Below are 13,227 nucleotides of genomic sequence, written 5' to 3' on the forward strand. Positions count from 1 at the left end.
GAAACCCCTTATTTATCGTCTCAATTACAAACAGGTTAACCCAAGGTTGCAGAAACAATTGCTAACATTCGATGAATCCTTGGCCCCACTGCCCTAAGCACAGCCTCTTATACTGTTAACAAGCACCCGGAGTTCTATGGCACAGGTACCCCATCTAGTCCTCTGCGTCGACGACGAATTAATCGGCCTCAAGGTCCGCAAGATCCTCTTGGAACGTTCCGGGTACAGGGTCCTCACCGCGTCCAACGGACAGGAAGGGCTCGACATCTTTCGTGCCGAGCCGGTCGAAGCTGTTGTGCTCGACTACTCTATGCCCGGGATGCACGGCGGCGAAGTCGCTGCCAAAATGCGCGAAATTAAGCCGGAAGTGCCAATCCTTTTGCTTTCCGCCTACATTGGTCTCCCCACCGAAGTCACCTCCCTGGTCGATCTCTATATGACGAAAGGCGAAGGAGCGCCTATCCTTCTCCACAAGCTGCAAACCCTCTTTCAAACCGCAAGCGAACCTGCTGCTACCGGACAAGGACGAGGAACCGCGTGAATCTCAGCCAGTTCAACAGGATTCTCAAGCAGGTACTCCTGCTCCCGATTGTTGCGCTCCTCATTGCCGCAGCTGCGCTGGTCTGGCAAATTCAAGGCGCGAATCACACCGTCCGGCTCATCCAGGACTCCGATGCCCGCATCACCCAGGCAACACTTGTCTCCAAACTACTCGTCGACGAAGAATCCGGCCTCCGCGGCTACGAGACCACCTCCGACGTTCGCTTCCTCCAGCCATTTCTCGACGCCGAAACTCGCCTGCCAGCCGAATTCAAACGCCTCAACGACATCTCCGGTAGCGATATCGAAGAAATGAGCTATGTCGCCGATCTCCAGGACAAGCAACAGACCTGGCACGACGCCTTCGCCCTACCCCTCATCGCCACCGTCAAAGCAGGAGGCAAAACCAACGACGTCAATCTGAACCTACACGGTAAAGAGTTGATGGACGAAATCCGCGCCGACGTCGCCAGCATCATCCACACCGCTGAACAGAACCGTGCTGAACGCATCACCCACTGGCGCCACCAGGTTCACGCCACACTCGCCGCATTGCTCGTGCTTGCGCTGGCGATTGGCATATTAATCGGACTCTTCACCCGCAGTCGCCTTCATGCCGTCTCCGCAGCCTACCGTACATCTCTTGAAGTCCTCGGCCGTCGAGCTGAAGAAATATATCAATCCGAGCAGCGCCTACGCACCACGCTCGCCTCCATCGGCGATGGCGTCATCTCCTGCGATACCTCCGGCTATGTGCAGATGATGAACCCCGTGGCATGCAACATGACAGGCTGGGTACTCGAAGATGCGCTTGGCAAGCCGCTCCACGAAGTCTTCCACATCGTCCACGAGACCACCCGCAACCCGATGGAAGACCCTGTTGCAAAAGTGAAGCAGGTAGATCGCGTCATCGATCTCGCCAACCACACCATCCTTATCCGCAAAGACAGCACCGAGCTTAACATCGCCGACAGCGGCGCGCCCATCCGCGGCCAGAACGGCGAGATCACTGGCATCGTCCTCGTCTTCCGCGACATCACCCTCGAGCGCCGCACGCAGGAGGCGCTGCTCGCCAACGAAAAGCTGGCCGTCGCTGGCCGTCTCGCCGCCACCATCGCGCACGAAATCCACAACCCGCTCGACTCCGTCTCCAACCTGCTTTATCTCATGCGCAATGGCGTAACCCCGGAGGAATCACGGCAGTTCATGGACATGGCTGAACAGGAACTGGCGCGTGTTACTCAGATCAGCCGTGCCATGCTCGGCCTCTACCGCGAATCCAAGGCCCCGGTCTCCGTCGATCTCAAAAGGATGCTCAAGGAGATTCTCCTGCTGATGGACCGCCGCTTCGCCGACCTCGGCGTCTCCGTCGCCATCGACCTGCCAGCCGACGTCGCCGTAGCAGGCTACCCCGCCGAGTTGCGACAAGTCTTCACCAACCTCATCACCAACGCCGCCGAAGCAGCAGGTCGAGGTGGCGAGGTCTCGATAAGAATCGCACCCAATCCCCCTGGCCCCGGTCCAAACGGTCAGAAGCTCCCCGACGGCGCCACCATCATCATCGCCGATAACGGCGCGGGCATCTCAGACGATGTACGCCCCCATCTCTTCCAGCCCTTCTTCACCACCAAAGGCGAACACGGCACCGGACTCGGTCTCTGGGTCAGCCGCGGCATCATCAGCAAACACGGAGGAGCAATCGAGATCGCCAGCAACACCAACGGCAACTCACACGGCACCTCCGTCAGCGTCTTCCTCGCCTCCAACCCCATCATCGCCGCCGGCGACTGAAGCCCTTACCTCGCCCGCAGCAACTCCGACGCAATCCCTGCAGCTCGTTCGCAAGCCTCACGGCTCACATCGTAGTGCGTCACAAACCGCACCGCATGAGGCCCGATCGCGCTCGCCAGCACACCTCTCTGTTTTAGCGCAGCAACAAACGCACCAGCATCACCATCGCACAACGAAAAGATAACGATGTTCGTCTGAACGCACTCCAAATCGATCTCCACACCAGGAAGCCCCGCAACCGCCTCCGCGAGCAATCGCGCATTGGCATGATCTTCATGCAACCGCTTCGGCATCTCGTTAAGAGCAATTAATCCAGCAGCAGCCAGCACACCAGCCTGCCGCATTCCCCCACCCAAAGCCTTACGAAAGATCCGCGCACGCTCGATAGCAGGGCGACTCCCCACAAGCATCGACCCCACCGGCGCGCCCAGCCCCTTCGATAAACAAAACATCACCGTATCGAAGCCGCTCGAAAGCTCCGCCACACTCACCCCAAGTGCTGCAGCCGCATTGAAGATACGCGCGCCATCCAGATGCACCGGCAGTCCCGCCTCACGCGCGCCCGCCCAAATCTCCCGCAGATTGCCGAGCGGAGTCACCGTGCCGCCAGCCATATTGTGCGTGTTCTCCACGCAGATCAACCCCGTCTGCGCGCGAAAATACAGCTTCGGCCCAATCACCTTCCGCACCAGCTCCCACGTCAGAATCCCGCGTTCAGCAGCAACCGTGCGCGCCACGCAGCCGGAGAACGACGCCATCGTCGCCATCTCCCAATCCAGCACATGCGCGCGCGACTCGCAGATGACCTCCTGCCCATGCTGCGTGTGCAGTCGAATCGCAATCTGATTCCCCATCGTGCCCGTCGGCACAAAGATCGCAACATCTTTGCCAAAGACGTCCGCAGCCTCACGCTCCAGCCGATTCACCGTGGGGTCTTCACCATAGACGTCGTCGCCCACCTCAGCCGCCGCCATCGCCTCACGCATCGCCGCCGTAGGCTTCGTAACGGTATCGCTCCTCAGATCAATCCACTCAGTCATCCGCGCCTCAAATATCAGAACTAAACCGCTGCCTCAATCAGCAACCGGCTGAAGACCTCATTCGACACCATCCGCCCCCGCGCCGTAAGCCGCACACAATCGCCCTCAACCTCGACCAGCCCTGCATCCCGAACCTCAGCCAGCGCAGGCATCACAGCCGCAACCATCGCATCACCAAACTCATTCTGCAACTGCTCCAGCCTAACCCCCTCATTCAGTCGCAACCCGAGAAACAACGACTCTTCAAACGCCTGCTCCGCGCCAATCCAATCCGGGGTCGCCGCAACACGCGGAGCAAACGGCCCGCCCACATACGCATCCAGATCATCTACATTGGCAAACCGAACCCCACCCGTCTCCGTCAGCAACATCGAATGCGCATCCAGCCCAAACCCCACATAAGGCTGCCGCTGCCAATACTTCAAATTGTGTCGCGAACGATGCCCTTCCCGCGCAAAGTTCGAAATCTCATACTGCTGCACGCCCGCCGCCTCAAACATCTCGCACCCCAACTGATACCACTCAGCCGCCTGATCGTCCGAAGGCACTGCAGCCGCATGGTATTTCGTTCCCTGCCGCATCACCTCACGCCCAAGCCGCGACTCTTCATCCACCTCCAGCATGTAAACACTCACATGCTCGACGCCACTCGCAATCGCCTGCTCCACCGAAAACCGCCAGCTCTCTTCCGTCTGATACGGCAACCCAGCAATCAAATCAAGGCTGGTATCTCGAACGCCAGCCGCTCTCACCCGCGCAATCTCCGCAAGACACTCCTCGCGTGTGTGCAGCCGTCCCACTGCACTACTTTCCTTATCCACAAACGACTGCACGCCAAAACTGATGCGGTTCATCTCCAGCCGCAGCAACTCCTCCAGCGTCTCGTCGGCAACCTGCCCCGGAGCGCACTCAAGCGTAATCTCCGCACCCGTCGCCAGCTCAAACTCCTCACGCAACCGATCAAATATCTGCCGGAACTGCCCACCAGACAATAAACTCGGCGTCCCTCCGCCAAAGTAAACGGTATCCGCAACCGTGGGCAGTGTTGCTCCCAGCGCAGCCGCCCCATCATGCGCCTGGCTCATCTCCCTGCAAAGCCGGTCCACATATCCCTGCATCCTGTCCGAAGCAAAAGCATCCGAAGCGAAGTTACAGAAGCTGCACTTCGCCTTGCAGAACGGCACCGAGATATAGACACCCACCGGCGAAGTCATACAGAGGCCTCTTCATGATTGTTTCATGCCATTCTCACCGCTAAGAAAGCGACTTTAAATCGGACTTTCGCGTCTAACAAAGTAAGGAACAGGTGAAGCAAATGGGTGGGCATGTCAACAGGTGGATACGCACAATCGCCATCAGCGCCGCAGTGATAGCGCTGCTCACTGTTCTGCTGCACATCGGCGGCATGTAGCCGCACCCTCGCATGGCTCGACTCTGCGATCTAAAAATGCGCAAATCTTTGTAAATAATAGAATCCCTTCAATATCCGCTGCGTCAAAATGCCGTAAGCAGGAGTGTGCTCATGGATCGTCAGCCCCGACTGCGCGCATTGACCGTTAGTGCCGCGCTTCTCGTCCTGTTCTCAGCGTCTCTTCGCGTCGCCGACGCACAGACCTCAACCCGTACACCGGTGCTGGTTGAGCTGTTCACCTCAGAAGGTTGTTCGAGCTGCCCACCCGCGGACACGCTGCTGGCAAAGCTCAGCGAGCTCCAGCCAGTCCAAACCGCCAATATCATCGTGCTCAGCGAACATGTCGATTACTGGGATCACCAGGGCTGGCGCGACCGCTTCTCCTCTGCCTCGCTTACCGATCGGCAGCGCGCTTACGGAACCATCTTCCGGGTTCCAGACATCTATACCCCACAGATCGTCGTTGACGGTGCCAGCCAGTTCGTCGGCACCGATTCAAGGCATATTCTCGACGCAATTCAGCATCAGTCGCAGGCCACAAAGCTCAATCTCGTTCTCTCGAAGGCCAACGTCGACGGCGATCGCATAGCCGCTTCTATATCGATTGCTACGCCAACGGATACCCTGAAGGGCGACCTCTACGCTGCACTCGTCGACCCTTCCGACACGACCAATGTCAGCGGCGGTGAAAACAAAGGCCACAGCCTCCAGTTTGTAAACGTCGTCCGCACCTTCCAGCACATCGGCAGCTTGAAGGACCTTCGTTCCGGCCCACACTCATTTACCATCGAAGCCCCAAAAGATTCTAAGCCAGCCGCAATGCGCCTCATTGTCTTCGCTCAAAGCAAAGACAACGGCCCCGTCCTGGGCGCAGTTACCGCTTCCGTCACACCATAATTGCCGGGATCGCCGAATCGTATATCGACGTTGCGCATCTGGAATAATGTACCTGGGAACATGGCAGACGCGAAGCCGGACAAAAAGTCCGAACCACAAAAGAAGACCGCACTCGAAGACGACGTTGTCGGCAAAGCCTACGACGGACGCCTGATGCGCCGTCTGCTCACCTACCTCCGCCCGTACAAGCTGCAGGCAATCCTCTCTGCCTTCGCCATCATCTTCAAAGCAGGCAGCGATGTAGCCGGCCCCTGGCTCGTCAAAGTCGCAGTCGACACCTACATGACCAGGACGCCATACGAGAAACTCGGCTGGCTCGCCCGGCACCTCAACCGCAATCCCCTGGCCGGCATCGCCCAGATCGGTGCCCTCTACCTTGCGTCCCTCTTCATCACCTTCGGCCTGGAGTTCCTCCAGACCTACATGATGCAGTGGACCGGCCAGAAGATCATGTTTGACCTGCGCAGTCAGATCTTCCGTCATCTCCAGCGCATGTCTCCCGCCTTCTTCGACCGCAACCCAGTCGGCCGCCTCGTCACCCGCGTCACCTCCGACGTCGACGCGCTCAACGAGATGTTCACCTCCGGCGTCCTCGCCATCTTTGAAGACGTCTTCGTCCTCAGCTTCATCGTTATCATCATGTTGCGCATGAGCTGGCCTCTGGCACTGCTTGCCGTCTCCGTCATCCCGATCATCCTCTACGCCACGCGCATCTTCCGCCGCTACGTCCGCGACAGCTACCGACGCCAGCGCGCTGCCACCGCCCGCATCAACTCCTTCACGCAGGAGTACGTCTCCGGCATGAGCGTCGTGCAGCTCTTCAACCGCGAGCGCCGCGCCTTCCACGACTTCTCCCAGGTCAACGCCGAAAACAAAAAGGCCTGGACCGACGCCATCTTCGCCTACGCCCTCTACTACCCCATCGTCGAGTTCCTCAGCTCCACCGCCATCGCGCTCATCATCTGGTTTGGAGGATGGGCCGTCCTGCGTAACGAAGCTGCGCTCTCAGGCCGCATCGAAGGCATCTTCGGCACCGTCACCCTCGGCGTCCTCATCGCCTTCATCCAGTACGCGCAGCGATTCTTCCGCCCCATTCAGGACCTCAGCGACAAATACAACATCCTGCAAGCCGCCATGGCCGCCAGCGAGCGCGTCTTCAAGCTCCTCGACACGCAATCCGAGATCGTCTCGCCCGCTAACCCAATCCCCGGCAACAACTCAGGACGCATCGAGTTCCGCAACGTCTGGTTCACCTATCAAAAGCTCGACGACGCCCAACGCGCCCGCATCGCCACCGCCACCGAAGAAGACCTCCGCACCTTCGCCGACATCGAGTGGGTCCTCATGGGCGTCAGCTTCGTCATCGAGCCCGATGAGACCGCCGCCATCGTCGGCCACACCGGCGCAGGCAAAACCACCATCACTGCACTGATGATGCGCTTCTACGATATCCAGCACGGCAGCATCCTCGTCGACGACGTGGACGTCCGCCAGCAGGACCTCACCAAACTTCGCCAACGCTTCGGCGTCGTCCTGCAGGACCCATTCCTCTTCACCGGCACCATCGCCGACAATGTCCGCCTCGGCTCCTCCTGGATCACTGACGAGCGCCTCCAGCGCGCCTGCGACGACGTCAACATCGGCGACTTCATCCGCACCCTGCCGGGCAAGTTCAACGAACCCGTGCAGGAGCGCGGCGCCACGCTCTCCACTGGCCAGAAGCAACTCATCAGCTTCGCTCGCGCACTCGCGCACTCGCCCCGCATCCTCATCCTCGACGAGGCCACCAGCTCCGTCGACACCGACACCGAGCTCCGCGTCCGCCTCGCCCTCTCCCGCATGATCACCGGCCGCACGTCCATCCTCATCGCGCACCGGCTCTCCACCATCCAGTCCGCCGATACCATCCTCGTCATGCACAAAGGACATCTCCGCGAGCGAGGTACCCACCAGGAACTGCTCTCCCACCGCGGCCTCTACTGGAAGCTCTACCAACTCCAGTACAAAGATCAGGAACCCGGCGCCGAAACCGCTGCCTTCCAACCACTCTCAGCCGACTAGTCCTACTTCACCCGAGCAGCCTTCTCCAACCGGTCCCGAAGAGCATCCCCCAACCCACCCATCTCCGGCACCGGGCAAACAATTACCGCAACCCCAGCCTCATCCAACTCCCGCAACCCCGCAAACAACCTCTGCGCCAAAACCGCCGGATCATCCCAAGCCCCCCAGGAAAACTCCCGCACAGCCGCCCCAGCATTCCATCCATCCGGCAACATCACGCCAACATCCACAAGACCAGCCACGACCTCCTGCAACGCAGCCTCCCCTGAAACCAGCACCAGCCGAGCCCGCGGAGCATAATGCCGCATTCCCACTCCGGGCGAAGGCAAACTCTCCGGCTTGCTCACAGCATCCCCGCCAGCAAACACCCGCATCTCGCCCGCCACCGCGCGAATCATCTCCGCCGTCACCGCACCTGGCCGATAGATCATCATCTGCCCCACATCCAGCACGGTAGACTCCACGCCAACCTGCGTCGGCCCGCCATCGAGCACCGCGTCGATCCTCCCGTCCAAATCTCCGAGCACATGCGCAGCAGTCGTCGGACTAATCCGCCCAAACCGATTCGCACTCGGCGCCGCCACCGGAACCTGCGCCGTTAAAATCAGCTCCAGCGCAATCGGATGCGACGGCATCCTCACCCCCACCAGCGGCCTACCCGCTGTCACCGAATCCGGCACCGCCGCACTGCGCGGCAGCAACAACGTCAGCGGTCCCGGCCAAAACGCCGCCATCAGTGCCTCAACCCGCTCCGCCATCTCATCCGAAACCACTGCAACCCGCTCCAGCATCAGCCGATCGCTCACATGCACAATCACCGGGTCCCACCCCGGCCGCTCCTTCGCAGCAAAAATCCTCGCCACCGCCTCCGCGTCCAAAGCATTCGCGCCCAGCCCATACACCGTCTCCGTCGGAAACGCCACAGTCCCGCCGCGCCTCAGCAACTCCGCCGCGCGCAGCACACCCAACCCACCCTCCAGCCTCTCAGTCACCATACTTCCATCCTATCCGCGCACCCCGCATCAGCCGTATACTCACCCCATGCAGGCCCCCGAAATCGAGCTGAAGTTCCCCGTCGCCGACATCGCATCCCTCGAATCTCGCCTCGTCCAGCTCGGCTTCCACCAGGACACCCCCCGCACCTTCGAATACAACACCCTCTACGACACCCCCGATCGCGCCCTCCGCGCCACCCGCCAGATCCTCCGTATCCGCCAGTACGGCTCCACCGCGACCGTCACGCACAAGCGCATGTCCACCGAAGCCGGCGTCGACCAGACCCGCTACAAACTCCGCATCGAAACCGAGACCACCGTCGCCGACGCCGACGCCCTCGCCGACATCTTCTCCCAGCTCGGCTACGCTCCCGTCTTCGTCTACGAGAAGTACCGCAGCGAATGGTCGCAGTCCATCAGCACCAAAGTAACGGGCCATCTCGTCCTCGACGAGACCCCCATCGGCACCTTCGCCGAGCTCGAAGGCCCGCCCGCATGGATCGACGAAACCCTCGCCAAACTGGGCACCAATCACGCCTCCTGCACCACCGACAGCTACGGCAAACTCTTCCTCGATTGGAAGCAGCGCACCGGAAGCCCCGCCGAAAACCTCACCTTCAGCGAGACCGCAGCCCTGCTTCAGCGTTAAAGCCTCCCTCGCTCCAGCCGATACAACCTCTATCCCATGGAGGTTCCCTTGGCTACCCGAATCCGTAAATCATCTTCACTCCTCGCCCTTGGCAGCATGGTGCTTGGCGTGGCTGGCACTGCTCACGCCGTCAATGTCCATCGTGCCATCGTCTCCCGCGTCGCTCCGGTCTATCCAGAGCTCGCCCGCCGCATGCACGTTGGCGGCAAAGTCGTGCTCCTGGTCTCGGTCGACGCCAACGGCACCGTCTCCAACACCAAGGTCGAATCAGGCCACGCCCTGCTCGCTCCCGCAGCCGAGGACGCAGTCAAGCGTTGGCACTTCGCCCCTGCTCCCGCACCCACCGAATCCGAAATCGACGTCAACTTCGACATCGACGGCCAGTAGACCATCGCAGTTGCTGCAAGTGGATTGTCATCCTTCCGCGCAGCGGGAGGACCTGCTTCTCGCCGCTGCCGCAACTCCGCTCTTGCACCGATCTCTCGTTACCGACAACCACCGCGCAAGGTAAGGACACACACATGAAACTCGAATCAAAGCTCGGCCTCAGCACTGGCTGCCTCATCGTGGCCATGCTCCTCAGCGCCTTCACGGCCCATGTCCGTATCGAGGAGGCCAATCACCTCTCCGACGTCATCAACAACAACCGCATCCCTCTCCTCGTCGGCAGCAACGACGTCGACTCGCACCTCACCGCGACCATCAGCGGCCTCGAGTCCTACATCCTCTTCGGCCTCGACCCAGCTTCTTCCGCCGCCTATCGCCAGGCGCGCGCGCAGCAGTTCTCCATGGCCGAAGCCTCGCTCGAAAAGGTCCATCAGGACTCGATGCACTTTGACCTCGGAGGCGATGCACCACGCCTCGCCTCCATCGAATCCGGTCTCATCGCTCTCAAACCTCTTGAAGAAAAAGTCGAGACTCTCAACGAGACTAAGACCTCACAAGGCACAGCGCAGGCCTACGACACCCTGCAAAACCAGATCCTCCCGCTTGAGAGAAACATTCACTCCACCATCGCCGACATGGCCCAGTCCCAGATGGTCCAGACCAACGAAGAGCTCGCCCAGCTCCGCGCCGCCAACCGCTCCACGCTCTGGACGCTCTGGCTCGCCACCATCTTCGGCGCGCTCGTCGGCGGCATCATCTCGTTCCTGCTCGCCCGCCGCATCACCAGCGCCATCACGCTCGTCGCCGAACGCGCCGACGCCATCGCCGACGGCGACCTCACCGGCCAACCGCTCGACCTCGAAAGCAACGACCAGATCGGCACCCTCGCCGCTGCCATGTCGAAGATGCAGTCCAGCCTGAGCAGCATCATCGGCACCGTCGCCAACACCTCCGGCTCGCTCAGCTCCAGCGCCGTCTCCATGCGCAACTCAAGCGACCAGATGCACCGCCGCATCGACCAGCAGAGCCAGCAAACCCAACAAGCCGCAACAGCCATGCAGGAGATGTCCGCCTCCATCGCCGAAGTCTCCCGCCACACCCAGTCCGCCGCCGAAACTGCACGCGACGCAGCCGAGACCGCACGCGACGGCGGCACCATCGTCAAAGAAGTACTCGGCAACATGCACTCCATCGCCTCCGCCGTCAGCGACACCTCCTCCACCGTCACCCTCCTTGGAGACGACTCCCGCAAAATCTCGCAGATCGTCACCGTCATCGACGAGATCGCCCGCAAGACTAACCTCCTCGCCCTCAACGCCGCGATCGAAGCGGCCCGCGCCGGCGACCAGGGCCGAGGCTTCGCCGTCGTCGCCGGAGAGGTCCGCCGCCTCGCCGAATCCACCGCGCAAGCCACCGGCGAAATCGCCAGCATGATTCAAGGCATTCAGGACCGCACCCGCACCGCCATCGCCAGTATGGAGAGCGGCACCGAGACGGTCCAGAAAGGCGTCATCACCACCACCTCAGCCGGTGAAGCCCTCGAAAAAATCATCGGCATGGCCGAGCGCGTCGACCGCATGATCGCCCAGATCGCCATCGCCGCATCCCAGCAGGCCGCCGCCGCCGATCAATCCAGCGCCAGCCTCGATTCCATCCACTCACTCAGCCACGACAACCTCACCGAGATGGCCACCACCGCATCCGGCATCGAGTCCCTCCGCTCCACCGCAGCCGCGCTCGAGCAGCAGGTCGATCGCTTCCGCCTGCAATCAGCCGAGGCAAGGCATTTCCGCACGCCGATGCCTCCCGTGCCGCACACCTCACCCTCTCTTCAACCCGTATAAACGCAGCTCCCCTGGTCCAAATCGAAAGGCCCGCCAACCGGCGGGCCTCTTTTTATCCACTTCACGAACTCTCTGTCATTTCTCCAAACGTCCGTCATCTTCGCAAAACGCCTGTCATTCTGAGCGAAGCGAAGAACCCTCGTACATTTCTTGTTTGTCATCCCCGAAGGGGATCTGCGTTTGCATTTCCATTCCGCACCCTGAGCGAAGTCGAAGGGGAAGGAATCTGCTTTTCGCCCGGTAGCACAACGAATGCTAGAAGATCTGGAAGTTCACCTCAACATTCAGTTCCACCGTCACCGGCTTGCCATTCTCCATCGCTGGCTTGAACCTGTACTGCTTCACCGCAGCCACAGCATTCTCATCCAGTCCCATGCCCACGCCGCGAATCACACGCACATGGCTCGGCAACCCATTCTGATCAACCCACAGGCTCACCAGCACGTTACCCGCAACTTTGGCTTTTCGCGCTTCCTCAGAGAATTCTGGCTCGACAGAATAGATCAGCACCGGCGCCGAAACCCCGCCCCCAATATGCCTCACCCCGCCGCCCGTGTTACCGCCCGAACCCGGCCCGAGTCCATCACCATTGCCTGAACCCATACCCGTGCCGCGCCCATTGCCCATGGAAAACCCGACAATCGGAGAGTTCGCCACGCCAAGCTGCGGAATGCTCGACGCCATCTTGACGTCCTTCTGGACATCAATCGTAGGCTCGACCGCAATCTTCGGCGGCTGCAACGGCGGAGCTTTCGGCGGAGTAATCTGCGTCTCAGAGAACTTCGGCGGCGTTCCTTTGGTCACCGGAGTCGGTCCACGCTGTCCGCCGCCACCACCCATCGCTTCCTTCTTCATGGGTGCCATCGGCGGAATCTTCACATCGGTCAACTCTTGTTGCTTCACCGGCGCCGAGAACTTCACCTTCTTCGCCAGCAGAAACGCGATCATCAAAATAATCAGCCCGTGAACCACCACTGCAATCGCAGTCGAGGTGGGGTCCCGTTTCACTTTCATCCGATCAACAACAGCGATCGGTTTCGACTCCAACTGCAGCGGCGGCAGCTTCTCCGGGAAGAACACATCCCGCACACTCGCCCACAGCGAGCCAAAAACTCCCTTTTCTTCAATAATCAGATCATTGTCCGCAGGGCGCGAATCCAGCTTCAGCGGAGCTTCCTTCGGTCTGAACGCATCTCGAATATTCGAGAGCAGCGAGACCCACATCGACCCATCGGTCTCTTCATTCAGGTGCGGCTCATCAGCCCCGGGACGAAGCACAGGTCCTGGCTTGTCCGGTTCGGTCTCGGGCGGTGTCACCAATATGTTCGCCATAAACTGCTCGCCTCGGTGGAGCCGGCCCGCGGCCTATCCACCCCAAATCAAAAGTCGTGCGCACTCACTCTACTATGTCTACGTTCCCGGTCTGCCGCCGGTTTCATCGTGTGTTCCTGCGCACGTCACGTGGCTCCGAAAACATTCTACAAATATTCACGACACTCTGCTTGCACAATTGGACGCACTTTACACACCGAATGTCTCTTCGACGTTACGTTCGTCACACTGTCACCCGGCTACAATAGAGGTTTGGCGCAATCTACACCTCCGCCAACCA

At 60.4% G+C, this 13,227-nt stretch carries 11 protein-coding genes; 7 read left to right on the forward strand and 4 right to left on the reverse strand.

Annotation, left to right across the window (positions count from 1 at the left end; translation table 11 throughout):
- Positions 1 to 136 precede the first annotated feature (136 nt).
- Both IEX36_RS04975 and IEX36_RS04980 read left to right on the forward strand, forming a co-directional pair.
- Positions 137 to 541 (forward strand): response regulator, encoded by a 405-nt coding sequence (locus IEX36_RS04975; protein WP_188758178.1) that lies wholly within the window; start codon positions 137 to 139, stop codon positions 539 to 541.
- Positions 538 to 2,331, forward strand: a complete 1,794-nt coding sequence (locus IEX36_RS04980; RefSeq protein WP_188758179.1) for an ATP-binding protein — start codon at positions 538 to 540, stop codon at positions 2,329 to 2,331. The genes IEX36_RS04975 and IEX36_RS04980 overlap by 4 nt, the downstream gene beginning before the upstream one ends.
- 5 nt (positions 2,332 to 2,336) lie before the next feature.
- Here the strand turns inward: IEX36_RS04980 and ltaE are convergent, their stop codons facing one another.
- The gene (ltaE, locus tag IEX36_RS04985) at positions 2,337 to 3,371 is read right to left on the reverse strand and encodes a low-specificity L-threonine aldolase (RefSeq protein ID WP_188758180.1); all 1,035 of its coding nucleotides are present in this window, start codon (positions 3,369 to 3,371) and stop codon (positions 2,337 to 2,339) included.
- 20 nt (positions 3,372 to 3,391) lie between these two features.
- Positions 3,392 to 4,585: a radical SAM family heme chaperone HemW gene (gene hemW / locus IEX36_RS04990; RefSeq protein WP_188758181.1), complete on the reverse strand. Its 1,194-nt coding sequence runs from the start codon at positions 4,583 to 4,585 to the stop codon at positions 3,392 to 3,394.
- Positions 4,586 to 4,893: 308 nt separating this feature from the next.
- On the opposite strand from hemW, the gene IEX36_RS04995 reads away from it, so the two are divergent.
- Both IEX36_RS04995 and IEX36_RS05000 read left to right on the forward strand, forming a co-directional pair.
- On the forward strand, positions 4,894 to 5,679 hold the full coding sequence (locus IEX36_RS04995; RefSeq protein ID WP_188758182.1) for a DUF1223 domain-containing protein: 786 nt from the start codon (positions 4,894 to 4,896) through the stop codon (positions 5,677 to 5,679).
- 60 nt (positions 5,680 to 5,739) lie between these two features.
- Positions 5,740 to 7,740: an ABC transporter ATP-binding protein gene (locus IEX36_RS05000; RefSeq protein ID WP_188758183.1), complete on the forward strand. Its 2,001-nt coding sequence runs from the start codon at positions 5,740 to 5,742 to the stop codon at positions 7,738 to 7,740.
- 2 nt (positions 7,741 to 7,742) lie between these two features.
- Here IEX36_RS05000 and IEX36_RS05005 read toward each other — a convergent pair whose 3' ends face one another.
- Complete coding sequence (locus IEX36_RS05005; protein ID WP_188758184.1) at positions 7,743 to 8,735, reverse strand: L-threonylcarbamoyladenylate synthase; 993 nt, start codon at positions 8,733 to 8,735, stop codon at positions 7,743 to 7,745.
- A 46-nt stretch (positions 8,736 to 8,781) separates the two neighbouring features.
- Here IEX36_RS05005 and IEX36_RS05010 point away from each other — a divergent pair, with 46 nt between their 5' ends.
- From IEX36_RS05010 to IEX36_RS05020, 3 genes are all read left to right on the forward strand, one after another.
- Positions 8,782 to 9,384 (forward strand): class IV adenylate cyclase, encoded by a 603-nt coding sequence (locus tag IEX36_RS05010; RefSeq protein WP_188758185.1) that lies wholly within the window; start codon positions 8,782 to 8,784, stop codon positions 9,382 to 9,384.
- A 48-nt stretch (positions 9,385 to 9,432) separates the two neighbouring features.
- The gene (locus IEX36_RS05015; RefSeq protein ID WP_188758186.1) at positions 9,433 to 9,771 is read left to right on the forward strand and encodes an energy transducer TonB; all 339 of its coding nucleotides are present in this window, start codon (positions 9,433 to 9,435) and stop codon (positions 9,769 to 9,771) included.
- A gap of 134 nt (positions 9,772 to 9,905) precedes the next feature.
- On the forward strand, positions 9,906 to 11,615 hold the full coding sequence (locus IEX36_RS05020; protein WP_188758187.1) for a methyl-accepting chemotaxis protein: 1,710 nt from the start codon (positions 9,906 to 9,908) through the stop codon (positions 11,613 to 11,615).
- Positions 11,616 to 11,870: 255 nt separating this feature from the next.
- Here the strand turns inward: IEX36_RS05020 and IEX36_RS05025 are convergent, their stop codons facing one another.
- Positions 11,871 to 12,947, reverse strand: coding sequence for an energy transducer TonB (locus IEX36_RS05025; protein WP_188758188.1), 1,077 nt, complete (start codon positions 12,945 to 12,947; stop codon positions 11,871 to 11,873).
- Positions 12,948 to 13,227 lie beyond the last annotated feature (280 nt).

Origin of the sequence: Edaphobacter acidisoli, assembly GCF_014642855.1 — a bacterium.
Taxonomy (GTDB): domain Bacteria; phylum Acidobacteriota; class Terriglobia; order Terriglobales; family Acidobacteriaceae; genus Edaphobacter; species Edaphobacter acidisoli.

What these genes read in the sequence shown, in the direction of transcription:
- IEX36_RS05010 (WP_188758185.1), top strand. Translation starts at nt 8,782, where the DNA reads ATGCAGGCCCCCGAAATCGAGCTGAAGTTCCCCGTCGCCGACATCGCA.
- IEX36_RS04995 (WP_188758182.1), top strand. Translation starts at nt 4,894, where the DNA reads ATGGATCGTCAGCCCCGACTGCGCGCATTGACCGTTAGTGCCGCGCTT.
- IEX36_RS05020 (WP_188758187.1), top strand. Translation starts at nt 9,906, where the DNA reads ATGAAACTCGAATCAAAGCTCGGCCTCAGCACTGGCTGCCTCATCGTG.
- IEX36_RS05005 (WP_188758184.1), bottom strand. Translation starts at nt 8,735, where the DNA reads ATGGTGACTGAGAGGCTGGAGGGTGGGTTGGGTGTGCTGCGCGCGGCG.
- IEX36_RS05025 (WP_188758188.1), bottom strand. Translation starts at nt 12,947, where the DNA reads ATGGCGAACATATTGGTGACACCGCCCGAGACCGAACCGGACAAGCCA.
- hemW (WP_188758181.1), bottom strand. Translation starts at nt 4,585, where the DNA reads ATGACTTCGCCGGTGGGTGTCTATATCTCGGTGCCGTTCTGCAAGGCG.
- ltaE (WP_188758180.1), bottom strand. Translation starts at nt 3,371, where the DNA reads ATGACTGAGTGGATTGATCTGAGGAGCGATACCGTTACGAAGCCTACG.
- IEX36_RS04975 (WP_188758178.1), top strand. Translation starts at nt 137, where the DNA reads ATGGCACAGGTACCCCATCTAGTCCTCTGCGTCGACGACGAATTAATC.
- IEX36_RS05000 (WP_188758183.1), top strand. Translation starts at nt 5,740, where the DNA reads ATGGCAGACGCGAAGCCGGACAAAAAGTCCGAACCACAAAAGAAGACC.